This is a genomic window from Gemmatimonadota bacterium, from assembly GCA_040388535.1.
In the GTDB taxonomy this organism is placed as follows: domain Bacteria; phylum Gemmatimonadota; class Gemmatimonadetes; order Gemmatimonadales; family GWC2-71-9; genus Palsa-1233.
In genome coordinates, this window is sequence record JAZKBR010000007.1 from 164,339 (window position 1) to 188,919 (window position 24,581).

A 24,581-nucleotide genomic window follows, 5' to 3' on the forward strand; every position below is an offset into this window, starting at 1 on the left:
GTCAGTCGTCGCTCTCTCGTGCGAGTCGCACCCCGCGTTCATCGCGAATCAACGTTGCCCCTTCGAGCGGGATGCGCTCCTCGCGGCGCAGCGGAAGCGGGACCACCGGGAATTCACCGGTGGTGCGCGCGGCGGGTTCGCTGCCATCGGCGCGGAAGCCGGTCACCTGATCCCACGAACGCTGCAACGAGTCCGCGAAGATCAGCACCAGGTCGCCGACCTTGGCCGATCGGAGGGCGTGATCGATGGCGAGCTGCTCGTCGGGAATCTCGGTGATGCGCTCGGCGGGCACCCCGGCGGCGACGAGCGTCCGCGCAAGCATCCGCGGGATTTCATCACCATCGCGTCCACGCAGCGAGTCATCGCGACGGCAGATGTATTGATCGAACGCACCGGCGACCGCCGTGGCGATAGCGCGAATGTCCTCATCACGACGATCGCCGGGTGCGGCCACCACCACAATGCGCTTCCCCTTGACGTCGAGTCGACGCGCCAGGTCCACCATCGCGCCAACCGCGTGTGCGTTGTGGCCATAGTCCATGATCACCCGGAACGGATGGTCGGAGTAGACATTCATCCGCCCCGGCGCCTGGAAGAACGAGGTATCGAAGGTCCGCAGCCCCTGCCGGATGCTGTCGAGCTTGATCCCGAGCGAGAAGGCCATCACCGCGGCGAACATCGCGTTCTGCACGTTGTGCAACGCGCGCCCCTCGAGCGTGGCCGGGATCAGGTGAGTCCAGAGCAGAGGAATGTGCGCTCCGTGATCGTAGAGCGTGATCATCTCGCCGTTGACCCCGGCCTCCAGGGCGCAGGCGCGACCGCCAGCGCGGATATGCTCGCGCACGAGCTCGTGCGCCGGATTGGTGGTCACGTAGCAGAGATGCTTCGACTCGGTATAGGCGGCCATCTTGAGCACGAGTGGATCATCGGCGTTGAGTACCGCGGTATCGCGAGCCACTTCGACCACGACGCGCTTGACGTCAGCGAGTTGCTCGATGGTATCGATCCCCTTGAGTCCGAGGTGGTCCTCGCGCACGTTGAGCACGGCGCCGACGTCGACATAGCGCGTGCCCATTCCTGCCCGCAACAGGCCGCCGCGCGCCACTTCGAGCACGGCGATATCGATGCTCGGGTCGCTGAGTACCATGCGCGTCGAGGTCGGGCCGGTCATGTCGCCCTCGACGGTACGCTGACCGTTGACATAGACGCCGTCAGTGGTCGTGAGCCCGGGGGTGTAGCCGGCCATCTGGCAGATGTGCGCGAGCATTCGCGCTGTCGTGGTCTTGCCGTTGGTGCCCGTCACCGCGGCGATCGGCACCACGCTCGGCGTCCCCTTCGGAAAGAGCATCTCGATGACGGGACCCGCCACGTCACGCGGTCGCCCCTCGCTCGGCGCCGAATGCATCCGGAACCCCGGTGCGGCGTTCACTTCGCAGATGCCGCCGCCATGGGACTTGTAGCTCTCGCTGATGTCGGACGTCAGGAAGTCCACGCCGCCGACATCGAGACCGACGGCCTTGATCGCCCGGACCGCCATCTCGGCGTTGTCGGGGTGGATGATATCCGTAACATCAGTCGCGGTACCGCCGGTCGACAGGTTCGCGGTTGAGCGAAGCGGCACTACCTGACCCGCCGCAGGGATACTCGCCGAGGTGAAATCGAGCTTCGCGAGCATCTGCTCGGCCTGGGCGTCGAGTTCCAGCCGCGTCAGCACCTTTTCGTGACCGATGCCGCGCCGCGGATCGCGATTCACTTCCTTCACCAGTTCGGCCACGCTCGAGTGGCCATCCCCCACCACGTGCCCCGGCGTCCGCTTGGTCGCAGCGACCAGCACACCATCGACCACCAGCAACCGGTGGTCATCGCCGGTGACGAAGCTCTCGACGATGACCGATCGCGAGATCTCCTGCGCCACTGCGAAGGCCGCCCGGACCTGCTCATCGGTGGTGAGGTGAATGGCGATGCCGCGGCCGTGGTTGCCGTTGTACGGCTTCACCACCACCGGAAATCCGACGCGGCGTGCCGCGCGAGCCGCCTCATCGGCACTCTGGACCAGCTCCTGCCTCGGCACCGGAAGGCCGAGCGCACCGAGGAGCTTGTTCGTCTCTTCCTTGTCGCTGGCGAGTTCGACGGCGATGTGTGAAGTGCGCCCAGTCACCGTGGCCTGAATCCGTTGCTGATACTTGCCGAGCCCGAGCTGCACCAGCGAGAACGAATTCAGGCGCATCCACGGGATGTCGCGCGCTTCGGCCGCGTGCACGAGCGAGCCGGTGCTGGGCCCGAGCGCGCGGCGCTGGGCAAAACGGATGTAGGCGTCGCGCTCGGTGGCGAAGTCCCAGTCTGCGGGAACGGCATTCGCGGGCCGACAGGCATCGGGAAGAAGCGAGAGCAGGAAGCGAAGGGCGAGTTCGCCCGCCTCGAGACCTTCATCGCGCTGTTCGTATTCGTAGACGACGTCGTAGACGCCATCGACCCCGGCACCACGCGTCTTCCCGAAGGTGACCTTGATCCCGGCGACATTCTGCAGTTCGATGGCGACGTGCTCGAGCACGTGCCCGAGCCAGGTCCCTTCATCCTCGGTGAGGCGACGGACGAAGCCGCCCGGCTCGCCATAGCTGCAGCCGTGTTCGCGGAGGCCGGGAAGCGCTTCGAGCAACCGGTCGATGAATGGTGCGCCAAGCCGGCTCGTCGGCCACGCCTCGAGTGCACCGAGGTCGAGTCGGAGCCGGATGACCGGGAAGTGCGCATAGAGCGAGGGGCCGACGTAGACCGCGCGATCGAGAATCTTCATGTCGTCCCCTCGGGGAGGTACTCAGCTCTTGCTGGTGGCCAGCGATCCGGCGGCAGCTTCGCGCGTGTGCAGATTGAACTGGGCGCCGCGGGTGAGGATATGCAACTGGATGCCGAGCAGCGAGACCGGCTCGTTTTCCTGGACGCGATCCATCGAGGAAAACTTCAGGCCACCACAATCCAGCACCGTCACGGAGCCGCTTCCCTCGACTTCCACGGTCTCATCCGGCCCGATGAAGGCGGCGGTGTCTTCGTCGAGCCCGAGGCCGATCGCGAAGGGGTTGTATGCGAGCGCACTCAGCAGCCGACCAAGCCGGTCGCGCTGACGGAAGTGCTGATCGATGATCACGCGATTGGTCAGGCCCAGCCCCGGCGCGAGTGTCACGCCACGCGCCTGCGGTGACGCACCTTCGGCTCCGAATGCGATCATGTGCTCGGAGAGAAACGCGGCTCCTGCCGATGTCCCGGCGATGTTCGCGCCACTGGCGTTCAAGGTACGCAGCAGCCGCGAAACCGACGTCCCGCCGAGCAGGGTCGAGAGCCGGAGCTGGTTGCCACCGGTGAGGAAGATGCCGTCGCAGCGCGCGAGATCGGCGAGCCGACCGGCCTCTTCGCAGTCGCGGCGGGTATCGAAATCCATCACCACCACATCCGATGCGCCGAGATCTCGGAAGAGCGCTTCATAGCGCGCGCCAGTGTCGGAGAGTTGCGATGCCGTCGGGATCACGCCGATCTGAGCATCGCGCCCACCGCAGAGCTGCACGAAGCGTTCGAGGATCAGCGGATTGCCTTCCTTCGCCTCGGCACCGCCGATCGGCACGATCCAGCCGCGCTGTTCGCCGGCGGGCACCCGGGCCGGGCTCACAGGTTGACGCCCTCGAAGTTTCCGGCCCGCTGCAGCGCGCCGCCAAGGACGTGCCAGGTTCCACCACACATCACGTCGTGTATTCCTCCGTCAGGGTCGAGCACCACCAGATCGGCATCCATTCCTGTCGAAATATGCCCCTTGGAGGAAAGGCGCAACAACCTCGCGGGAGAACTCGTGAACGGTGCCAGCGCCACGCCGAGCGGCACCCCACGCCCCAGCAGGACACGCAGCGTCTCGGCCAGCGCGCCCGGCTCACCGATTCCCATCGAGACGACCCGACCATCGTCGCCGAAGACCGGCAGACATCCACCACCGTCGGAACTCACCGAAAGTCGCTCGAGTGGTGCGCCGCTGTCGAGGTAGCGGACCACTGCGGTCGCGGCATCCCAGGCGTCTTCGTCGGGGGCGACCGGGAAAGCGGTGACATCGATGCGAGATCCGCCGTGCGCGAGAGCAATTGCTTCCTCGAAGAGTGCGCGGCGGCGATTCACGTGGGTCGGATTGAAGACTCGCGGTGGCAGCTCACTGGTCGCGATCGCCTGACGGATGAGCTCGAGGCCGCGCGGGCCGTCGCCGACGTGCAGGTGCATCACGCCGGCCTTCCCCGACATCAGCCCGCCAACGTGCGCTTCGCTTGCGAGCCGCAGGAACTCGTCGAGCGTGGGCTGACTCGAGCGATGATCGCTGATGGCACTCTTGAGGCCGATAATGCAATCGATCGTCGCAATGTCGCCGCGCACGGTGCCAGTGATGGTGACCGGCGGCACGTGGTACCCGGCCGTCCAGCACCACGCCGAAAGTCCCTCGGCGCGCAAACCGTGAACCGCCGCGACCAATTCGGCCGGGTGGCGGGTGGCGTCGTCGGTGCCCAGCAATCCCACGACCGAGGTGATACCGTGGCGGGTGAAGCGGGAGAGTCCCAGCGGTGGGACCTTGGTCCCTGGCCCCGCTTCGCCACCGCCACCGGTGAGGTGGACGTGGGCGTCGATGAGCCCCGGAATCAGTCGGGCACCGGCCAGGTCGCGGCTTTCGACGCCGAGGGAGGCCGGAAGCGACGGCTGGGTCTCACCGATCCAGAGGATCCTGCCCGCGCCGATAAGGAGGTGACGGGTTCCGACCGCCTCGGGGGCATAGAGATCGGCATTGAGGAGGAGTTGCATCACGGCAGAGAATCTAGCCGGGGGCGCGGTGCTCCCGGTTGTGGGCGATCGGGCGCGGCCTTCGTCCCCCGGGCTGAGACACCCACCAGAACAGGAGATCGAAATGAACATCAGACAGAACCGGCTCGCCGTGGCCGTGCTCCTTCTCGCCGGCTGCGCCACCAAGTCCCAGACCGGAGCGGTCATCGGGGCGGGTGGCGGCGCAGTGGTCGGCGGCGCGATTGGCAAGGCCACCGGCTCGACTGCCCGGGGTGCCATCATCGGCGCAGTGGTGGGCGGTGCCGCCGGGGCCCTGATCGGCGCCAAGATGGACCGGCAGGCGAAGGAACTCGAGCAGAACATCAAGGGCGCCAAGATCGAGCGCGTCGGCGAAGGGATCCAGGTCACCTTCGACAGCGGCTTGCTCTATGACTTCGACTCGGATGTCGTCAAGGCGGATGCCCGCACGAATCTCCGTGAGCTCGCGCTCTCACTCGACAAGTTCCCCGATTCCGACCTGCAGATCATCGGGCATACCGACGCGCAGGGGAGCGATAGCTATAACCAAGCCCTCTCCGAGCGTCGCGCACGTTCGGCGGCGAGTTACCTGACTTCACAGGGCGTGGCGAATTCGCGGATCATCACCCGCGGCCTGGGCGAGTCCGAGCCGGTTGCCTCGAACGACACCGACGCAGGCCGGATGGCCAACCGTCGGGTCGAGGTAGCGATCTACGCCAATGCGGCGGCGCGGGCCGCAGCGAAGGCAAGCGCCAACTAATACTCCGGGCCGGGGCGCAGGGGCGGCTACTTTTCGGGAAACCCCTCCCGAACTGCGAGCCGCCATGCGCTCCCGACCCACCCGGACTCCGCGCCCGCTCGTCGCGTATCTCGGCCTGCTCGCGCTCCTCGCCTGCAGCGCGCGCGCACCGCTCTATCGCGACGCCTCGGCGCCAATCGAGAACCGGGTCGCCGATCTACTGAGCCGAATGACCCCCGAAGAAAAATTCGGACAGCTCTTCGCCGTCGCCGCCAACGTTGATCCGGCACGCGACTCGGTCCGCGACGGCCTCTTCGGCATCCAGTGGCGCGGCCCCGCCGCCGACTCGCTCCACCCCGATGCCACCGAATACGCCACCCAGGTCAACACGCTGCAACGCTATTTCGTCGAGCGCACGCGCCTCGGCATCCCGGTGATCTTCTTCGAGGAAGGTCTGCACGGGCTCACTCTGCCGGGGGCGACCGTCTTTCCGCAGGCCATTGGTCTCGCCGCGAGCTGGGATACCGCTCTGATGCGGCGCGTGAGTACGACGATTGCGGGCGAGGCCGCGAGTCGCGGGGTGCGCCAGATCCTCTCCCCGGTGATCAACCTCGCCACTGATGTGCGCTGGGGCCGGACCGAGGAGAGCTACGGCGAGGATCCGCTGCTCACCAGCGCGATGGCGGTCGCCTTCATTGCTCCCTTCGAACGGCGCGGAGTCATCACCACACCAAAGCATTTCGTGTCCAACGTCGGCGACGGCGGCCGCGACAGCTACCCGGTCAACAGCGGTCGGCGCTGGATGGAGGAGACCGTCTTCGCCCCGTTCGAGGCCGCGATCCGGCAAGCGGGGGCGCGCTCGATCATGGCGGCGTACAACTCGGTCGATGGCGAACCCGCCTCGGCGAGCCACTGGCTGTTGACGGAGGTGCTGCGCCAGCGCTGGGGATTCAACGGCTTCGTCATTTCGGACGCCGGTGGAGTGGGCGGGGCGAATGTGCTCCACAACACGGCCGGCAGTTACGCAGAGGCCGGGGCGCGGGCGATTCCGGCCGGCCTCGATGTGATCTTCCAGACTTCGGTCGCGCATCGGCAACTCTTCTGGCCGGCTTTCCACGATGGTAGCATCCCCGCGGCTGCGATTGACGCCGCGGTATCGCGAGTGCTCCGCGCGAAGTTCGAGCTCGGCCTCTTCGAACATCCCTATGTGGCCGTGGACAGTGTCGTCGGGCCGAACGCAGCGTCACACGAGCTCGCGCGTGAGGCGGCGGCCGCGTCACTCACCTTGCTGCGGAACGAGGGCAATACCCTTCCCTTCTCATCCGCGGTGCGCACACTCGCTGTTATCGGTGCGGACGCGGCCGAGGCGCGCCTCGGCGGCTACAGCGGCCCGGGAGCGAATCGTGAGAGCATTCTCACCGGGCTGCGGAGCATCCTCCCCGCCGAAGGAGCGATCCGCTACGAACCAGGCGTGCCACGTCTTTCTGGCGACCTTGCTGCGATTCCTGATTCCACTTTCGGCGCCGGGCTGTCAGCAGAGTATTTCGATAACATCGCCCTCACTGGGTCGGCGCGGGTTCACCGCACCGACCGCAACGTGAATTTTTCGTGGCCCTTCGGCGGCCCGGATTCCACGCTCGCTTACGGCTGGTACTCGGCGCGGTGGCAAGGCGACTTCACGGCACCGCTCGGCGAGTCGACGTCACTGGTCGTGACCGGTGACGACGGCTACCGCCTCTATCTCGATGATGTGCTCGTGGTAGATCGATGGCGCAAGGAATCATTCCACAGCGACAGCGCCGCGCTCACCCCCGGGCATCGCTACCGGCTGCGACTGGAATATTTCGAGAATAGCGGTGCCGGACAGATCCGGTTGCAGTGGCGCCGCGGCCAGGGAGCAGCGTGGCAAGCCGCCATCGCACGAGCCGTCGCAAGCGCACGGAGCAGTGATGCCACCGTGATTGTTGCCGGGATCGAGGAAGGTGAGTTTCGCGATCGCGCCTCGCTGCGCCTGCCGGGGCATCAGGAAGAACTGATCCGCGCAGTGGCTGCCACCGGGCGCCCGTTTGCCGTGGTGCTCATCGGGGGCAGCGCGATCACGATGTCGGAGTGGGTCGGCAAGGTCGGCGCGGTTCTGTTGGCGTGGTACCCAGGCGAGACCGGGGGGAGTGCCGTCGCTGATGCCCTCTTCGGAAGAAGCAATCCGGCCGGTCGGCTGCCGATCACCTTCCCGCTATCCGAAGGTCAGCTGCCGTTGAGCTACTGGCATCTCCCGACCGGGCGAGGCGATGACTACGCCGACCTCAGTGGACGGCCACTCTTTCCCTTCGGACACGGGCTCAGTTATACACACTTTGAATACAGCGGACTGGTGGTCCCCGCCAGTGCGCAACGCGGCGATTCGATAACCGTCAGATTCCGGATCACGAACACCGGCACTCGCGATGGCGATGAAGTGGCCCAGCTCTACCTCCGCACCCAGGTCTCGCGGGTCGCTCGGCCAGTGCTGGCATTGGCCGGATTCACACGGTTTCGACTCAAGGCGGGCGAGTCTCGCGATGTGGTACTCCGGCTCCCCCCGGAGCGTTTCGCCATCCTGGATCCGTCGCTCAAGCGTGTCGTGGAACGGGGCCGATTCGTCATTCTCGTGGGCGCCTCTTCCGCTGACCTCCGACTCCGGGGCACCCTCGACATCAGATAGCACCCCCGACTGGAGTTCACACGATGACTCGGACCAGCACCGCCTTGCTCCTGCTGCTCATCCCTCTGGCAGGCTGCGGCGACCGTACCAACACGAAAACCGACTCCACCACGGTTGCCGGCCAGCCCGCCACACCGGCACCAACACCACCGCCTGCAAGCCCTGCCACCGATCCGTCGGCGCACGCCCAGCCGGGAGCCTTCGTGGTGAAGGCGGACGAGTTCAACTCGTACAAGACCGGCCTGACGCTCGCGAAGTTCAATGAGGCGATCGGTGAGCAGCTCAAGCCGAAGTACGATATCAGTCCCGAGTGTGACTTCCTGCGACCCGCGAAATTCCCCAAGGGCGTCACGGCGATGATCATCCACGACACCATCGTCCGCTTCGACATCGACAGCGCGGGGATCCTCACCAGCGAAGGCGCCGGCGTGGGGGATACTGAGGCGCGAGTCAAGGAACTCTACCCCGGGCAGGTCAAGGTGCAGCCGCACAAGTACACCGGGCCGACCGGACACTACCTTGTGGTGACGCCGAAGGGCGATGCGCTCCACCAGATGATCTTCGAAACCGATGGCAAGAAGGTGCTGAACTATCGCGTCGGGAATCGCCCCGCCGTCGAACTTGTCGAAGGGTGTTCCTGATCGCTGGCGACGCCTTCGGGCTCGCGCTATACTCAGCACGCTGCCACGCCTTCCTGCCTTCCCCGGAGCGCCCGCGTGTCTGATTCGATGAACCGTCGCGACTGGATCCGGGTAGTTGGGGCGGCCAGCGCCGCGCTGCCGCTCGTGACGCACGAGGAATCACCAGCACCGGTCGCGCCCCCGGAGCCGCTACCGGATGGCACCATCTCCGATCTGGCCTCGACGAGCGACGTGTTCATCCCGCCGCGCGGCGATGGCTACATGAAGTTCTCCTTCGATTTTCCCGAGCCCGTTGTCTCGTTCGGACCGTATCGTTTCGGCTTCATGGTCTTCACCGACGAAAACTCCTACGGCCTCGATCGCGCCTCCCTCTCGGCCCACGTGACTGGCGACACGATGGAAGTTCGCTGTGACGGCTTCGTGTGGGCGGGGGGTCAGCAACACTCGAAGGGCTCGCTCCGCGCGACCTTCCGTCGCACCGGCAGCATCATCGAATGGGATGTGACCGTAGCAATGCCTCACCCGGTCAAGACCGTGACCACAGTGATTCGCGATATCCCGCGCGGCAAGGTCGGCTTCGGTGGCGGCGGCGCGAATGACCGGAAAGATGATGAGCTCCTCGCCGCATATCCGTTCGGCGGCGGCGACCTGCACGGCCCCGGCGCCGGCCAGAGCATGGGCACACCGCTCGCCGTAGTGCAGCCCGCCGATGGTCGCTTCATCGCGATCTCGCCCCTCGACAATCGTGTTCGCCCCAAGCGATTCTATTTCCAGCCGGGAGAATCCGCCTATCGAGTCGAGGCGATCTACGAGCACGACGGCTGGCGCAATGACACGCAAGTCACCGTACCGCGCTACCGCATCGCCGAGGGGAAAAGCTTCGACGAGGCTGTTGCGCCGCACTACGACTTCATCGAGCGCAGCTTCCATCTCCCGCCCTGGGAGAGCCGTGCGGACATCCCGAAGTGGACCCGCGATCTCGCACTCGCAGTGACCCTGCACGGGATGCACTACACCGGTTTCATCTTCAACGACTACGCCCAGCAGCTTGCCATTCTCCGCTGGATCGCGACCCAGATCCCTCCCGAGCGTGTGCTCGTCTTCCTCGCGGCCTGGGATGGGCGCTACTACTGGGACTATCCCAACTACACCGTACCGGCACGGATGGGTGGCGAAGCCGGCTTTCACGCCCTGATCTCCGAAGCCCGCAAACTCGGCTTCCGGATGATGCCGATGTTCGGGACCAACGCCGCCAATCGCAAGCTTCCGGCGTGGTCGAAGATCGCGAAGGGTGCCACCTACAAGATCGAAGGCGACATCTACAACCTGAACTGGGTCGACTGGAACAACGATCGACACCAGGATGGCTGGCTGACCTACATGAACCTCGGCGCGCCCGAGTGGCGCAACTGGCTCGCGGGCCGCATCGATGATGTCATCACTCGCTTCGGTGTCGACGCCTACTTCCTCGATATTGTGGGCGGCCACGTCAACAGCACCAACGGTGATATGCACGAGGGAACGCGGCAGCTGGTCGCGACGCTGCGGGCGAAGCACCCCGAGGTGCTCCCGGTGGGAGAAATGGGCTACGATGCACTCTACGAATTCATCGGCTTCTATCAGGTCGGCACCGGCTCCCGATTCCGGAAATACACCCGCTCGTTCCAGCACCTGAGTTCTCCGGCACCCGGGCGTGGCTCCAGCGGCGTCCACGAGAGTGGCTTCGGCCGCTTCGACAACACCTCGATGAATCTCTTTCCGGGTGCCCTTCCTACCTTGCAGGTAGTCGATGACACATTCACGAAGCATCGGGCCGAGATGACCGAGATCATTCGTCGCGCGCGCCAGCGGGCGAGCATCACATGACCACGCGCCCCGATCTCGCCTCCCTCCGGAAGGAGGTCCTTGAAGCCAACCTCGCCATCGCCGAGCGCGGCCTCGCCAAGTTCACCTTCGGCAACGCGAGCGCCATCCACCGCAGCAGCGGGCTCGTCGTCATCAAGCCGAGCGGCGTCCCCTACTGGCAACTCAAGGCCAGCGACCTGGTCGTGACCGACCTCAGCGGCACTGTGGTGGAAGGCACCCTGCGGCCCTCGTCCGACCTGATGACGCACCTGGTACTCTACCGCGCCTTTGCCGCGATCGGTGGCGTGGTCCACACCCACTCCCATTACGCGACCGTGTGGGCGCAGAGTGGCCAGGACCTTCCCTGCCTCGGCACCACCCACGCCGACTATTTCCACGGCGCGATTCCGGTGACCGCCTCACTCGACGCCGCGGCCATTGCCACCGACTACGAGGCCAATACCGGACACGCGATCGTGCAGCGCCTCGGCAACCAGGATCCGATGACGATGCCGGCGGTGCTGGTGGCGAGTCACGCGAGTTTTTGCTGGGGAACTACGGTGACTGCAGCCGTGGAAGTGGCCGCATTGCTCGAGGAAGTCGCCGAGATGGCGTACCACACCCGCACGCTGCGCCCCGACATCGCGCCTGTCGCGAGTGAACTGCTGGACCGCCACTTCCTGCGCAAGCACGGCTCTGCGGCCACCTACGGCCAGGACGACGCTTCGCGCTAGTGCTGCTTGCCGTGCTCCCGCTCGGCAATCGCACGCAACCTGGGCAGGACTTCGCCAACGCCGATGGGAGCTGAGCCTGGCGTGCCCATCGCGAAGTAGAGTTGCCGGAATATCGGATAGAGTTCCTGATAGACCGCGTGTGCCGCCGGGTCTGGCTCGACGATCAGGTAAGGTGGGCAGAGCGCGGCCTGTGCTTCGCGGATGCTGCCAAAGGTTCCGGCGGCCAGGAAGGCGAAGATTGCCGACCCCAGGCTGGTGACTGCGCGCTGGGGCACGAGCACGGGGACGCCCAGCACGTTCGCATAGACCTGGTTGAGGACCGCGTTCTTCTGCGGGATCCCGCCGCCGTGAATTACTCGACGGATCGGCACCCCGTGCTCGGCCATCCGGTCGAGAATGATGCGCGTGTGCATTGCCGTGCCTTCGATGGCAGCGAAGAGTGTGTCTGGGGCGGTGTGATTGAGATTCCAGCCGAGCGTGACGCCGCCGAGATCAGCATTGACCAGCACGGTGCGGTCGCCGTTGTCCCAGGTGAGATGCAGCAGCCCGGTCTGCCCGGCGCGATGGGCCGCCAGCTGCTCCGTGAGGGCCGAAAGCGAAGCGGCGTGGCGCGCGGCGAGCGCCTCAAAGATGTAGCCGCAACCCGAGAGACCCGCCTCTACCCCAACCAGCGCCGGATCGATCGACCCCTGCACTACCCCGCAGACTCCCGGCACACATTCCGCATCGCGCGCAATCGCCATAATGCAGGTGGCGGTGCCGATGACATTCACGACGTCGCCCTCCACGATGCCTGCGCCGATGGCATCCCAGTGGGCGTCGAAGGCACCCACGGGAATGGGAATTCCCTCACGCAGCCCGAGGCGAGTGGCCCACTCGCCCGTCAGCGTGCCCGCGATGACGTCGGAGGTATGAAATGGCGAGTCGAGCTTCGCGCGCACCCCGGCGAGCAGCGGATCGACCGCGACGAGGAACTCCTCGGACGGCAGCCCTCCAGCTTCCGGGTACCAGAGCCATTTGTGGCCGGCGGCACAGATACTCCTGGGGACTTCCCGTGGATCGGTGATTCCGCAGAGCACGGCAGCAACCATGTCGCAGTGCTCGAGCGCGGTCACCATCTCGCCCTTCCGACCGGGGTTCTGCCGCAGCCAGTGCAGCACCTTGGCGAAGCCCCACTCCGAGCTGTAGACACCGCCACAGCGCTCGATCGCCGGCAGCCGCCACTCCTGGGCCACGGCAGTGATGCGGGCCGCTTCGGCCTTGGCGCGGTGATCGCACCAGAGGTAATAGTCATCGAGCGGCTCGAGTCCTTCACCGACGATCACCACGGTGGAGCCGGTGGTGTCAAGGGCGATTGCCGCGACATCGTGGCCGGGCACGGCCGCTGCTGCGAGTGCGCGCGACATCGCGAGTTCCAGGGCTGCCATATGATCGCGATGCGACTGGGTAGCGAAATCAGGATTCCGCGGATCGCGGCGCACCAGATACTCGGCCACGCCGGAGCCGACTGGCCCGCGCGCGCTGTCGACCAGTGCGACGCGGACACTCTGGGTCCCGAAGTCCACCCCGGCGACAATCGTCATCGACTACTCGTGCCGGTCAACATGCCAGCCGAGGTAGCGCGTGGTGGCCTCGTGCACGGCGTCGGCGACGTGGCCGAAGGTCCCGGCTACGTGGTGTTCGAACCCGTTGCGGCAGATGTGATGCAACAGGCGCTGGAGGTTGGGGATCTTCACCACACCCGCACCGCCGAAGGTCTGCAGCGGGTCGGCGGTGAACTCGCCTTCGCCAACATAGCCTCGGATCCGGCCCGCGAGATCATCGGTCGAGAAGCGCGCGAAGCTCATCGCACCCGCCTTCACCTTGCCGACGACAGTGCCGTAGGTATTCTCGCGCCCCACGGTGCCAGCGATGATCTCCTGGTAGTCCATCCGGAGATCCTCGAAGAAAGCCTTGGGGAGGTTGCTGCAGTGGAAGCAGACCGCCTTGTCGGGATCCTCACCGTAGTTGTTGTTCCAGTCGAGCAGTGCGCTTGGCGTGCCGGATGCGAGCGAGAGCGCATGCATGCTGATGGTGCCACAAACATCCACCTCGCAGGCGCTGGGCAGATTTTCGTTGCTCATCATGCTCATCACGGTACAGGGCACGACGCCGAAATACTCCTCCATCGACGTCCAGCACTGCACTGCGCTGATGGTGACATCAACTTCGGCCATCCAGTGATCGATCACGGCACCGAGCTTCGCCATCTTGATCAGGGCACTGGCCGGCACGCCGGCAGTCGAGACGTAGGCCTGCATCGCTGCGAGCCGCTCCGTCACCACCGCGTCGGTGTCCCCGAGTCGTTCGATGCGACCGAGGATTTCGGAGAGGTCGATTGGTTCCACCGAAATACCACTCGCCTCAAGCAGCTTCTCGCTGTAGCGCACCGTCTTGAAGGCGGCGGGGCGCGCGCCGATCGCCCCGATGCGTGCGTGGCGCAGCCCGTTGACGACGCGACAGACGGCGGCGAAGCGATGCACATCGGCGAGGAAGTCAGGCGCCGAGACGGCCTGGGTGTGCCGCGAGGTCAGTGAATAGGGAATGCCGTACTGGGTGAGCACGTTGCACACCGACATCTTGCCGCAGAAGGCATCGCGCCGGGCATCAATCCCCATCCGGCCCGGGTCGTCGGCGGCGGCGTGGACCAGCACCGGAACATTGAGCCCCGCGAGTCGAAGGGTGTCGGCCACGCCGCGCTCGTCGCCGAAGTTCGGCAGGGTCACAATGACGCCGGCGATCCGGCCGGCGTGCCGACGAAAGAGCTCGGCACACGCCTTTGCTTCATCGCGACTCTCCACCGCGCCATGCCGCGACTCCTCCGTCGATAGCGCAATGCAGTCGTACCCGGCATCGGCGAGGAGGGCGAGGATCTGCTCGCGTCCGGTGGCCGCCAGATGGCCCGGGAAGAAGCCTCGGTTGCCCACGAGCACGCCGAAAGCGAGGCGTGGCGGCGGGCCGCCCCGACGCGCCACGGGAGTCGCCACCGGATAAGGCGACGGCTTGAATTGCGGGAGTTCCACGGGAAGACCTCGGGAGATGGAAGCGTTTCTGGCAGACGCCTCGCCCAGCTTCAGCTTCAAGTATCTCTCCCGGCAGGGCAGCCCCGCAAGCGAGTTTGACACGCTCAGGGGCGGAGGTAGCTTGAAAGCGCCTGCATGACCACCCAGCCATCTGCCACCACGTCGCCCGTTTCTCCCCGTGCCGCCTCGCTCCGAGGCGTGGTGCTCGGCCTCGCCACATCTCCACGCGCGGGCCTCATCGGGGTGCTGCTGGTGCTCGCTGCGATCCTGACTGCAGCTGCGGGAACACATCCTGACCGCGTGACCGGATTGCCGGTCAACAATTTCCTCAATGTCTACACGCTGATCCAGATGGCCACCGATGCCAGCGGCTTCGCCATCATGGGTGTTGGCGCGACCATCGTGATCATCTCCGGCGGGATCGATCTCTCGGTCGGCGCCATCTTCGCACTTTCGGAAGTCGCAATGGCGTTGGTCCTGCGCGAAGCAGGGCCGCTCCCTCCCGGTGCGACCCTGGCTCTTGGCCTGGGCACCTGCATCACGGTATCGCTGCTCTGCGGTCTCGCCAACGGTGTAATGGTGATCGGCCTCGGCGTGCATCCCTTCATCATCACGCTGGGGATGATGTGGGTGCTCCGGGGCCTGGCCTTTGTGGTGAGTCACGCTGAGAGCATCCTCGTCCCGCAGGCGCTCACACACGTCGCCAAGGCCTCACTGGGGATGGGCACTGCGCTCTATCCGGTGCCGCTGCTGGCGATGCTCGCCGTGACCGGTGCTGGCAGTCTCTACCTGACGCGTACGGTGCCGGGGCGGCACATCTTTGCGATCGGTGGCAATCGCGAGGCGGCGCGCTATTCCGGGCTCTCCCTCGACCGGATCCAGCTTGGCGTCTATGTCGTGTCGGGGCTGACAGCCGGCATCGCCGCCTTTCTCGGCGCAGCATTCTACGGCTCGGCCACCTCGTCCGATGCCAACGGCTACGAGCTCTACGTGATCGCCTCTGCCGTGGTCGGTGGCGCTTCCCTCATCGGCGGCAAGGGGAGCGCGGTGAGCGCGATGCTGGGCGCACTCCTCATCGTCACCCTGCGCCAGGCGATTCGCACGCTGCACCTCGACCAGAATTACGAATGGATCATCATCGGGACGGCGATGATCGGGGCGGTTGTCCTCGATCAGGGCGGTTCCCGGCTACTCGCTCGCCGCATGGCGCGTCGTGCCGTGCAGACCCGATCGGAGGGGGGATCTCGTGACTAGAGCTACGACCGCCATCACATTCCTGGCACTCGCCGCGTGCAGCGGCAAGCAGCCTCCCGCAGCGGAAGCCGCGAAGACGTTCACGATCGCGATGATCGCCAAGAGTTCGACAAACCCGGTCTTCCTCTCCGGACGCGCAGGCGCCGATTCCGCGGCCGCCGAACTCTCGAAGAGCAGCGGCGTCAAGGTGACCATCCAGTGGCTGACCCCGCCGTCGGAAGATGGCTCGGTCCAGGCGCAGCGCATCGCCCAGGCCGTCAACGAGGGGGCGAACGCGATTCTCCTCTCCGCAAGCGATATCGGCAAGGTGATTGGGGCCGTGAATGAAGCCGTCGATCGTGGCGTGCCGGTGATGACGTTCGACAGCGACGTCCCGGGTTCGAAGCGCTTCTCGTTCTATGGCGGCGATGACGCCGAGATCGGCAAGATGGTGATGGCTGAACTCGCCAAACAGATGGGGGGCAAGGGGAAGGTCGCCATTCTCGCTGGCAACCAGAACGCGCCGAACCTGCAAAAGCGCGTGCAAGGCGCCCGCGACGAAGCGGCCAAGTATCCCGGGATGACGGTCGTGAATGCCTTCTCGCACATCGAGACACCTCAGGATGCTGCTGCCGAAGTGCTGCGCGCGCAGAACGCCTACCCGGACATCCAGGGATGGGCAATGATCGGCGGATGGGCGCTCTTCACCAAGGCGCTGCTCACCGACCTCGACCCGAAGAAGGTAAAGATCGTCTCAGTCGACGGGCTCCCGGCCGAACTGCCGTACGTCGATGCGGGTCTCGCGCCGGTCCTCTTCGCGCAGCCGACTTTTCTCTGGGGCTACCAGTCGGTCAAGACGATCTTTGATCACGTCTATCTCAAGAAGGACGTGCCGGCCCTCGTCAAGATGGACTTGATCCGCGTGTCGACCGACAACCTCGGCAGCTGGGCCAGGCAACTGCGCGACTGGGGCTTCACCGACGTCGATCCCAAGTACCTCGCACTCGCGAAGTAAGCTGCTGCCATGACGACGCCGGCACTGCGATTTGCCAACGTGGGCAAGCGCTTTCCCGGCGTCGTTGCGCTTACCGACGTCTCGTTCGAGGTCGCGCGCGGCAGCTGCCACGCGATCTGCGGCGAAAACGGCGCCGGCAAGAGCACGCTCGGGAAGTTGATTTCCGGGTTGCTGCGACCCGACGATGGCACGATCACCCTCGACGACATCGTCATCGATTTCGCGTCACCCCGCGATGCCCTGAAGGCCGGCGTCGCCATGGTGCACCAGGAACTCGCCTTCTGCGACAACCTCACCGTCGCGGAGAATCTCTGCCTCGGTGCCCTCCCCCGCCGTCACGGCCTCGTGGACCGCCGAGTGCTGCAGGAACGTGCGACCGCGCTGCTCGCCGCTGTCGGTGGTAGCGGAATCACCCCCGAGCGACCGATGCAGGGATTGAGCATCGCCGAGCAGCAACTGGTGCAGATCGCTGCAGCGGTCGGCGCGGGGGCCCGGGTCATCGTCTTCGACGAACCGAGCAGCTCGCTCGGCGAGTCGGAGAGCGCCGCACTCTTTCGTCTCATTGCTGAACTGAAGTCGCGGGGAGTCACCCTGCTCTATGTCAGCCACCGGATGGAGGAGATCTTCCGACTCTGCGACGCCGTCACGGTGCTGCGCGATGGCCAGCACGTCTCGACCGACCCGGTCGCCGCGCTCGACGAGGCCACGCTGGTGCAGCGGATGATCGGCCGTGCACTCGAAGCCGCCGACGCGGTGCCGGAACACCGCCCCGGACCGGAACGTCTCCGAGTGAGCGACTTGAGCAGCCCGGGGCGATTTCGGGAGATCAACTTTTCGCTGCACGCTGGCGAGATCGTCGGCCTCGGCGGGCTGGTGGGAGCAGGGCGATCGGAAATCGCCGCCGCGCTCTTCGGCCTCGATGCTGCCGCGCGTGGCACCATCGCAGTGAACGGTCGTGCGGTGGTGATCAGGTCACCACGCGATGCGATGCGCCACGGCCTCGGCCTCGTTCCGGAAGACCGCAAGCGCCAGGGATTGGTGCTCTCGATGCGGGCCGATGAGAACGCCTCGCTCGCGACCCTGCGGCGCCATAGCCGCTGGGGATGGGTCGACCAGGCGCGTGAAAAAGCGGCGGTGGGCACACAGTTTGAGCGGTTGCGGGTACGCGCGCAGCCCGCCGACATCGCGGTGGCGCTGTCCGGCGGCAATCAGCAGAAGCTGGTGCTGGCGAAGTGGCTCGCGGCCGACTGCGAGATATTGATCCTCGATGAGCCGACGCGCGGCGTCGACGTCGGCGCGAAGGCGGAACTGCACGCCTGGGTCCGGCAGCTGGCTGCCGATGGCGTCGCAGTGCTGCTGATTTCGAGCGAGCTGCCGGAGCTGCTGACGCTGTCCGACAGGATTATCGTCTTGCGCGAAGGGCGCATTGTTGGCGAGGCGTCGCGCGCCGCAGCATCGTCCGATCGAGTCGTGCGGATGATGACCGGGCTGTCGGCGCCGGTCGCAGCAGACGTTCCTGATGCGGCCGGCCCAACGGCCTGACTCAGCTGTCGTTGGCGATCGTCAGCTGGATTCCATCCGGGTCGATCAGCGCGAAACCCATTGGTCCCCACGACAGCGGCGCCACTTCACCATCGATCGCGAAGCCGGCAGCGCGCATGCGGTCGGCGAGGGCGGGAATGTCCTGGTTGGTCGAGATGTAGATGCGGGTGCCGACGCCCTTCTTGCGGTCGCGTCCTTTGGCGAAATCATCCATCCCGATCCCGAGCATCGCGTTGCCGGCCTTCAGCATCACGAAGCGGAGCACCCCTTCGGCCTCCATCTTGTCAATGATCTCGAAGCCCAGGCCGTCAACGTAGAACTTGACGGATGCAGGCAGGTCGCTGGCGGTAATGCCGGGGAAGATTCCAGTGGCGTTCAGTGGTTCAGGCATCGCATCCTCGAAGTAGTGGAAGGGCGGGACGAAAAGGTATCGCCCCGGGTATCTTCCCGCATCCTCTCCACCGTTCACCCCGGTGCCGCGCGATGATTCCGTCCCGTCCGAGCATGACCGCCGCCCACGTCGCCATGCGGCGCGCAGCCCACCAGCTCATCGACACGCCGCTGGTCCTCGAAGACCCGCTGGCCCTTCGCATCATCGGACCGGACCTCCGGACCAGGCTCGAAGGCAGCCTGGAGACGTACGAGCGGAAGATTTCGGTGCGGCATCGGCGTGCCTTCCTGGTCTCGCGCGCCCGCTTCGCAGACGAACATCTCGCCGCCGCGCTCGCGCGAGGGGTGCGACAGTTCGTCGTGCTGGGGGCTGGGCTCGATACCGCGGTCTACCGCGTCGCCCCGCAAGAGCCGCCGCTCGCCTTGTTCGAGGTCGATCATCCCGCGACGCAGCAGTGGAAGCGTGAGCGGCTCGATGCCGCGCAAATCAGCCTGCCGGCTGGGCTCACCTTTGCCCCGATCGACTTCACCGAACAGACCCTTGCCGAAGGGCTGACCGCCGCCGGCTTCGACTTCTCGCGCCCCACCTTCGTCTCGTGGCTCGGGGTGACGATGTATCTGACCGAAGCAGTTGCGCTTGAGACCCTGCGGGTGCTGGCGACACTCCCCGCTGGAAGCGAGGTGGTCTTCGACTATGTCGAGCCACGCTGGAGCTGGAACCCGTTCTTCTGGATCATGCGGCGGCGCCAGCTCGCGCGACTGGCGAAGATGGGCGAGCCCTGGCTGAGTGCCTTCAAGCCTGATGCCCTTGCCGTGAAACTGCGCAGCATGGGCTTTAGCAAAATCGAAGACCTCGGCGGCAAGGCTCTCAACTCGCGATTTTTTGCGAATCGCAGCGACGGACTGAAGGTGGGCAGCCATGGGCACGTGGTCTCGGCGCTCCGCTAACCCCAACCTTGTGCGCGAGCATCGGTCGTTGAGATGCCACCCAGCGTCCTGAACCGGCTCCGCAAGCTTGCGCTCGCCCTCCCCGAGGCCAACGAAGTCGAAGCGTGGGGCACGCCGACATTTCGCGGGCCGAAGAAGCTCTTCGCCATGTACGCCAGCGCCGACAGCCACCATGGCGATGGCCGCGCTGCGGTCTGGATCAAGGCGGCGCCCGGCAATCAGGCGATGATGATCGCCGCTGACCCCGATCGTTTCTTCTCGCCGCCCTATGTCGGGCCAGGCGGCTGGATCGGCATCTACCTCGACCGTGATACAGATTGGCCGGAAGTGGCGGAGTTGCTGCGCGATGGCTGGCGACTCGTGGCTCCGAAAAAACTCCTCGCGGCCACCGACGCTTCCGCTCCCCTCACGAAACTGCCGTCAGCGAAGCGACCTCGGCGCGGCTGAGCCCTTGCTCCAGATCGGCCAGCAGGTCGCTCGCCGACTCGATTCCCACCGAGAGCCGCAGCAGCCCGTCCGAAATACCCGCCACGTCACGAGCCGCCTGATCCATCGAGGCATGCGTCATTGTTGCCGGATGCGCCACCAGACTCTCCACTCCGCCGAGCGATTCCGCGAGCGAGAAGCATTCCAGGCCACGGACGAATTCCTTCACCGCGGCGATGCCACCCCGCAGCTCGAACGACACCATCGCCCCAAACCCGAATTGCTGGCGGACGGCAATGTCGTGTCCAGGGTGATCTTCGAGACCGGGATAGTGCACCCGCTCGACCGCGGCGTGGCGGGTGAGAAAGCGGACGACCTGCTCGGCATTCTCTTCGTGGGCGCGGATGCGGGTATGAAGCGTCCGCACGCCCCGCAATGTCAGGAAAGAATCGAACGGCGCACCGGTGAGCCCGAGACAATTGGCCCACCAGCGCAACTCTTCGAGCAGGCCCGGCTCGCGTGCGACCACGGCGCCACCGACGACGTCGCTATGGCCATTGAGATACTTGGTGGTGGAATGGAGCACGAGGTCGGCGCCGAGATCGAGGGGGCGCTGCAGCGCGGGCGAGAGAAAGGTGTTATCGGCGACGGTGATCGCGCCGACCGAACGCGCGGCGGTGCTGAGCAGCGCAATGTCGGTGAGCCGCAGCAGGGGGTTGCTCGGCGTCTCGATGAGGAGAAGCCGGGGGCGCTCGCGTGCAATCGTGGTCAACGTTGCCGGCAAGGCGAGATCGAGAAATGCCACCCGGAAGTGTCCGCGCCGAGCCAGGTGGGTCAGCAATCGGTGGGTGCCACCGTAGCAATCGTGCGGAGCCACGATGAGTTCACCCGGCTGGACCAGCTGGACAACGAGGGTCACCGCAGACATGCCGGTGTTGGTGATCACCGCACCGGCGCCACCCTCGAGTCCGGCGAGCGCATCGCCAAGCTGGTCGCGGGTCGGATTCCCCGAGCGGGTGTAGTCGTATTCGCGCTTTCCCCCAAAGCCGTCGAAGGTAAAGTTCGAGGAGAGATAGATCGGCGGGACCACGGCGCCGTGAGCACTGTCACTACCGATCCCGGCACGGACAGCGCGGGTTGCCGGACGGTGGACTTCACGCGACATCGGAACCTCCGAGTGCCAGCGCGTGCGACACGATGTTGCCAATCACATCGACTTCCTTGAGGAAGGCGTCGTGGCCGTAGCGCGAACGGATCTCGTGGAAGGTCACCGGGCCGGCCAGCAAGGCGCGCAGCTGATGGAGCTGCCACACCGGCACCAAGGTATCTCCTTCAACCGCCACGATCGTTACCGGCAGCCGCAGCTGCGTCGGGTCGACCCGGTGCAGGTCGAGCGATTCGGAAAGCGCGAGGTAGCGTTCCACCGGAAAGCGCTCTGCAAAGCGCTCACCGCAGCGGTCGAGATAATCCTCGACCGGAAAGCGCACTCCCGACTCCTGCGCGACCGCGTCTCCGCCGAACCGTTCCGCGAATTCTGCTGCCGTGCGATACGTGGTGATGCCGAGTGCCCGGGCGAGTGCCACCGCTTCGGTGGGTCGACCGGTCGAGATCCCGAGCTGGAGGATGCGGCGTTGCACCACCCGGATCGCGGTGGTCATCGGGTGGCTCTTGTGCGGCGCGCTGATCAGCACCAGTTGCGCGACACGGTCGGGGTAGCGCTCCGCGAATGCGAGGGCGACCATACCGCCGTAGGACGCGCCGACGATGGCGTGGACATTCGCGATTCCCTGCTCATCGAGGAGCTGCGCCAACGCATCGGCCTGATCGTGGGTGGTGGTAGGTCCGGCGGCGGCCGTGATGAAGTCGATGCCGAGGATGCGACATCGTGCCGGGTCAATGGCGCGGGATGGTCCGACGAAGTCGTCCCACCAGCCTGGCGTGGGATTCTCCGGATGCGCGGCGACGTGGTGCGTCGCAGAGATGCCGCCCAGGGCGACGATGACCGGACCATCGGGGATGCCAACAAGTTCCGACGCGGGTGGCGCGTCCAGCTGCAGCGACAACGTCATCTCGGGTACTCCTTCGCACCTGCGACAGGATGTGAGCGTCGAGCCCCGGGACGACAAAAAAGACCCGAGGCAGGGACCTGCCGCGGGCGGAATCGCACTTTTAGCATTTATTTTACGTGGTTGCAAGCAGCGGCAAATGACCACGACCCCATCAATTGTCTGACTACGTTACCCGGTCGCTGGCGCGACGTCAAGACCGGGGATGACGGGCCAGACGGCCCGCCATCCCCGCTCCCGCTTACGAGATCGTCGGGTTCTTCAGCACCAGGTTCTCGATGAAGAACTCCATCATCCGCTGCTGATTCATCTGCGAGTGGCCCTGGTCGGGGCCGACCTGCACATCGAAGCTCTTGCCGGCCTTCTGCAGCGACTGGATCAGCTGCATCATGTTGTTCGGATGCACGTTGTCGTCGGCCGTGCCGTAATAGAGCATCAGGCGACCCTTGAGCGAGTCGGCATACTTCATCGCCGAGCCATTCAGGTAGCCCTCCTTGTTCTCCTGCGGGATCCACATGTAACGCTCGGTGTAGATCGTGTCGTAATTGTCCCACCCCGTCACCGGCGATTGCGCGGCCGCGGCCGAGAAGACCTCGGGGTGACGCAGCAGCTCCATCACCGAGCTGTAGCCACCGTATGAGGTGCCGTGAATGCCGACGCGCGCCTTGTCGACATACGGCCGATTCCAGAGTGACTTGATCCCCTCGGCCATGTCGTCCATTTCCGTCTGGCCCAGCTTGAGATAGAGATCATCCAGCGTGCGCTTCCCCTGCCCCGGCGTGGCGCGGGTATCGAGGTTGACAATCAGGAAGCCGTACTCGGCCTGCTGATTCCCGGCCCGGAACTGTTCCGTCGCCGTGTTGGAAGCCGACGCGGGACCGCCGTAGACAGGAACCAGCACCGGATACTTCCGCGCCGGATCGAAATTGGACGGGAAGGCAATCGTGCCGTGCAGCTTGGTCTTGCCGTCGGCGGCGGTATAGGTAAACATCTCGACCTTCTTCAGCCCGAGCGACTCGAACTTGCTCATGTCGCTCTTCGCCAGCTCTGCCACCACCTTGCCGTTGGCATCCATCAGGCGCGACACCGGCGGGGTGTCGTGCGTCTGCGCAACGTCGCTGAAGAACTTCGCATCGGGCGAGAGATTCACCGTGTGGGTAAAGGCCGGATCGGTCAGCCGCTTGTCGCCCTTGCCGTCGAGCCCGACGCGATGCAGCTGCACCTTCATGTAGTTGTCGCCGTCGCGCGCGGTGTACCAGAGCGTCTTCGCTTTCTCGTCGACGCGCACGATGCTCACCGTCTCGAACTGGTTGGTCGTGATCGGATTCAGCAGCTTGCCGCTGATGTCGTACAGATAGTAGTTCTTGAAGCCGTTCCGCTCGGACTCCCAGATGAAGCGCTTGTTGTCTTCGAGCCAGCGGATCTGCGGCGTGTTCTCGACCCAGCCGGTGGGCCACTCCTCGTGGATGATGACCCGGCACTTTCCGGTCTCGGGTGAGCAGGCCGCGAACTCGAGAATCTGCTGGCGCCGGTTGGTGCGGTTCAGCAGCAACTCGGTCCCGTCGGGCGACCAGTTCACGTTGTAGGCATAGTGACCCACGACATCGTTGCTCCACGGCTTGCCGTCGCGGATGTCGAGCTTGACCGATTTCCGGGTATTCAGGTCGTAGACGAAAATGTCGACCACCGGGTTGTCGACGCCGGCCTTGGGATAGGCCTCCACGTCGAGCGAACTCTGGATCTTGGTCTGGTTGAGCTGGAGGTAGTAGTCGGGCACCGGCTTCTCATCGAAGCGGTAGTACGCCAGCCGAGTGCTCGAGGGGTTCCACCACATCGCGCTCTGCTGCCCCAGCTCCTCGCCATACACCCACGAGGCGGTGCCGTACTTGATGCGGTCCTTCTCGTTGCCATCGGTCGTCAGGGCGACCTCGTTGCTGCCACTCGAATCGGCGACGAAGAGATTCCGGTCGCGATACATCGCCTTCCGCTTGCCATCCGGCGAGAGCGCCGTCGTAGCCTGCCGCCCCCGCCCCGGCGCCCCAGCCGCGCCACGGAATCCGCGCCCCGGCTGGGTGACGGCGGTGCCCGGCGTGGTGGCTTCGCTGGCCTTCTTCGCGGCCAGGTCGTAGCGCCAGAGCTTGCCGTCGAAGTTGTATTGCAGCGCCTTGCCGCTGTCGACCCAGGTCGCGTTGATGGCACCCGACTTGACCGAGCCGTTGATCTGACTGGCCATCTTCTGGTACTGATCGTACCCGGGCATCGTCTTGAGGCGATCCTGGGCGTGACCGCTGACGGTGGCGAACGCGAGGAGCACCAGCGCCGCTGGCACGGCCCGGCCAAGGGACTTCCGCTGCATCATGAGGGGCGATCTCCGAAGGATTTTGGCGTTGGGCGAACGACTCGAACATAGTTACGCCTCGACGG

Annotated in this window: 19 protein-coding genes; 10 read left to right on the forward strand and 9 right to left on the reverse strand. The window is 65.5% G+C overall.

Annotation, left to right across the window (positions count from 1 at the left end):
- Position 1 precedes the first annotated feature (1 nt).
- The 3 genes from cphA to iadA are packed head-to-tail and all read right to left on the reverse strand — an operon-like array spanning position 2 to position 4,818.
- Complete coding sequence (cphA, locus tag V4558_14120) at positions 2–2,791, reverse strand: cyanophycin synthetase (protein MES2306642.1); 2,790 nt, start codon at positions 2,789–2,791, stop codon at positions 2–4.
- A gap of 21 nt (positions 2,792–2,812) precedes the next feature.
- On the reverse strand, positions 2,813–3,655 hold the full coding sequence (locus V4558_14125) for a cyanophycinase (GenBank protein ID MES2306643.1): 843 nt from the start codon (positions 3,653–3,655) through the stop codon (positions 2,813–2,815).
- Positions 3,652–4,818, reverse strand: a complete 1,167-nt coding sequence (gene iadA, locus V4558_14130) for a beta-aspartyl-peptidase (protein ID MES2306644.1) — start codon at positions 4,816–4,818, stop codon at positions 3,652–3,654. The genes V4558_14125 and iadA overlap by 4 nt, the downstream gene beginning before the upstream one ends.
- A 103-nt stretch (positions 4,819–4,921) precedes the next feature.
- On the opposite strand from iadA, the gene V4558_14135 reads away from it, so the two are divergent.
- The 5 genes from V4558_14135 to araD all read left to right on the forward strand — a co-directional run bounded on the left by V4558_14135 (position 4,922) and on the right by araD (position 11,475).
- Positions 4,922–5,575: an OmpA family protein gene (locus V4558_14135; GenBank protein MES2306645.1), complete on the forward strand. Its 654-nt coding sequence runs from the start codon at positions 4,922–4,924 to the stop codon at positions 5,573–5,575.
- Positions 5,576–5,639: 64 nt separating this feature from the next.
- Positions 5,640–8,255: a glycoside hydrolase family 3 N-terminal domain-containing protein gene (locus V4558_14140; GenBank protein MES2306646.1), complete on the forward strand. Its 2,616-nt coding sequence runs from the start codon at positions 5,640–5,642 to the stop codon at positions 8,253–8,255.
- Positions 8,256–8,278: 23 nt separating this feature from the next.
- A complete protein-coding gene (locus V4558_14145; protein ID MES2306647.1) occupies positions 8,279–8,896 on the forward strand; it encodes a hypothetical protein in 618 nt (205 codons plus the stop codon).
- A gap of 75 nt (positions 8,897–8,971) precedes the next feature.
- The gene (locus V4558_14150; protein MES2306648.1) at positions 8,972–10,762 is read left to right on the forward strand and encodes a hypothetical protein; all 1,791 of its coding nucleotides are present in this window, start codon (positions 8,972–8,974) and stop codon (positions 10,760–10,762) included.
- Positions 10,759–11,475, forward strand: a complete 717-nt coding sequence (gene araD, locus V4558_14155; protein ID MES2306649.1) for an L-ribulose-5-phosphate 4-epimerase AraD — start codon at positions 10,759–10,761, stop codon at positions 11,473–11,475. Before V4558_14150 ends, araD begins: the two co-directional genes overlap by 4 nt.
- On the opposite strand, the gene V4558_14160 is transcribed toward araD, so the two are convergent.
- On the reverse strand, positions 11,472–13,058 hold the full coding sequence (locus V4558_14160; protein ID MES2306650.1) for a ribulokinase: 1,587 nt from the start codon (positions 13,056–13,058) through the stop codon (positions 11,472–11,474). The two genes, araD and V4558_14160, sit on opposite strands and share 4 nt — an antisense overlap.
- A 3-nt stretch (positions 13,059–13,061) precedes the next feature.
- A complete protein-coding gene (locus V4558_14165; GenBank protein MES2306651.1) occupies positions 13,062–14,489 on the reverse strand; it encodes an L-fucose/L-arabinose isomerase family protein in 1,428 nt (475 codons plus the stop codon).
- 183 nt (positions 14,490–14,672) lie between these two features.
- On the opposite strand from V4558_14165, the gene V4558_14170 reads away from it, so the two are divergent.
- Genes V4558_14170 through V4558_14180 form a run of 3 tightly spaced genes read left to right on the forward strand, consistent with a single transcriptional unit; the run spans position 14,673 to position 18,327 of the window.
- A complete protein-coding gene (locus V4558_14170) occupies positions 14,673–15,791 on the forward strand; it encodes an ABC transporter permease (protein MES2306652.1) in 1,119 nt (372 codons plus the stop codon).
- Positions 15,784–16,785: a substrate-binding domain-containing protein gene (locus V4558_14175; GenBank protein ID MES2306653.1), complete on the forward strand. Its 1,002-nt coding sequence runs from the start codon at positions 15,784–15,786 to the stop codon at positions 16,783–16,785. Before V4558_14170 ends, V4558_14175 begins: the two co-directional genes overlap by 8 nt.
- A gap of 9 nt (positions 16,786–16,794) precedes the next feature.
- The gene (locus V4558_14180) at positions 16,795–18,327 is read left to right on the forward strand and encodes a sugar ABC transporter ATP-binding protein (protein ID MES2306654.1); all 1,533 of its coding nucleotides are present in this window, start codon (positions 16,795–16,797) and stop codon (positions 18,325–18,327) included.
- A 1-nt stretch (position 18,328) separates the two neighbouring features.
- Here the strand turns inward: V4558_14180 and V4558_14185 are convergent, their stop codons facing one another.
- Positions 18,329–18,718: a VOC family protein gene (locus V4558_14185; protein MES2306655.1), complete on the reverse strand. Its 390-nt coding sequence runs from the start codon at positions 18,716–18,718 to the stop codon at positions 18,329–18,331.
- Positions 18,719–18,831: 113 nt separating this feature from the next.
- Between V4558_14185 and V4558_14190 the strand changes: the two genes are divergently transcribed.
- Both V4558_14190 and V4558_14195 read left to right on the forward strand, forming a co-directional pair.
- Positions 18,832–19,665, forward strand: a complete 834-nt coding sequence (locus V4558_14190) for a class I SAM-dependent methyltransferase (protein ID MES2306656.1) — start codon at positions 18,832–18,834, stop codon at positions 19,663–19,665.
- Between the two features lie 33 nt (positions 19,666–19,698).
- On the forward strand, positions 19,699–20,112 hold the full coding sequence (locus V4558_14195; GenBank protein ID MES2306657.1) for an MmcQ/YjbR family DNA-binding protein: 414 nt from the start codon (positions 19,699–19,701) through the stop codon (positions 20,110–20,112).
- Here the strand turns inward: V4558_14195 and metB are convergent.
- The 3 genes from metB to V4558_14210 form a co-directional block, all read right to left on the reverse strand.
- On the reverse strand, positions 20,072–21,256 hold the full coding sequence (gene metB, locus V4558_14200) for a cystathionine gamma-synthase (GenBank protein ID MES2306658.1): 1,185 nt from the start codon (positions 21,254–21,256) through the stop codon (positions 20,072–20,074). The two genes, V4558_14195 and metB, sit on opposite strands and share 41 nt — an antisense overlap.
- A complete protein-coding gene (locus tag V4558_14205; protein MES2306659.1) occupies positions 21,246–22,160 on the reverse strand; it encodes a homoserine O-succinyltransferase in 915 nt (304 codons plus the stop codon). Before V4558_14205 ends, metB begins: the two co-directional genes overlap by 11 nt.
- Before the next feature lie 238 nt (positions 22,161–22,398).
- A complete protein-coding gene (locus tag V4558_14210) occupies positions 22,399–24,516 on the reverse strand; it encodes a DPP IV N-terminal domain-containing protein (protein ID MES2306660.1) in 2,118 nt (705 codons plus the stop codon).
- Positions 24,517–24,581 lie beyond the last annotated feature (65 nt).

Coding starts and splice junctions, on each gene's coding strand:
- cphA (MES2306642.1), bottom strand. CDS start 2,791: ATGAAGATTCTCGATCGCGCGGTCTACGTCGGCCCCTCGCTCTATGCG.
- iadA (MES2306644.1), bottom strand. CDS start 4,818: ATGCAACTCCTCCTCAATGCCGATCTCTATGCCCCCGAGGCGGTCGGA.
- V4558_14135 (MES2306645.1), top strand. CDS start 4,922: ATGAACATCAGACAGAACCGGCTCGCCGTGGCCGTGCTCCTTCTCGCC.
- V4558_14140 (MES2306646.1), top strand. CDS start 5,640: ATGCGCTCCCGACCCACCCGGACTCCGCGCCCGCTCGTCGCGTATCTC.
- V4558_14145 (MES2306647.1), top strand. CDS start 8,279: ATGACTCGGACCAGCACCGCCTTGCTCCTGCTGCTCATCCCTCTGGCA.
- araD (MES2306649.1), top strand. CDS start 10,759: ATGACCACGCGCCCCGATCTCGCCTCCCTCCGGAAGGAGGTCCTTGAA.
- V4558_14160 (MES2306650.1), bottom strand. CDS start 13,058: ATGACGATTGTCGCCGGGGTGGACTTCGGGACCCAGAGTGTCCGCGTC.
- V4558_14170 (MES2306652.1), top strand. CDS start 14,673: ATGACCACCCAGCCATCTGCCACCACGTCGCCCGTTTCTCCCCGTGCC.
- V4558_14180 (MES2306654.1), top strand. CDS start 16,795: ATGACGACGCCGGCACTGCGATTTGCCAACGTGGGCAAGCGCTTTCCC.
- V4558_14185 (MES2306655.1), bottom strand. CDS start 18,718: ATGCCTGAACCACTGAACGCCACTGGAATCTTCCCCGGCATTACCGCC.
- V4558_14190 (MES2306656.1), top strand. CDS start 18,832: ATGACCGCCGCCCACGTCGCCATGCGGCGCGCAGCCCACCAGCTCATC.
- V4558_14195 (MES2306657.1), top strand. CDS start 19,699: ATGCCACCCAGCGTCCTGAACCGGCTCCGCAAGCTTGCGCTCGCCCTC.
- metB (MES2306658.1), bottom strand. CDS start 21,256: ATGTCGCGTGAAGTCCACCGTCCGGCAACCCGCGCTGTCCGTGCCGGG.
- V4558_14205 (MES2306659.1), bottom strand. CDS start 22,160: ATGACGTTGTCGCTGCAGCTGGACGCGCCACCCGCGTCGGAACTTGTT.
- V4558_14210 (MES2306660.1), bottom strand. CDS start 24,516: ATGATGCAGCGGAAGTCCCTTGGCCGGGCCGTGCCAGCGGCGCTGGTG.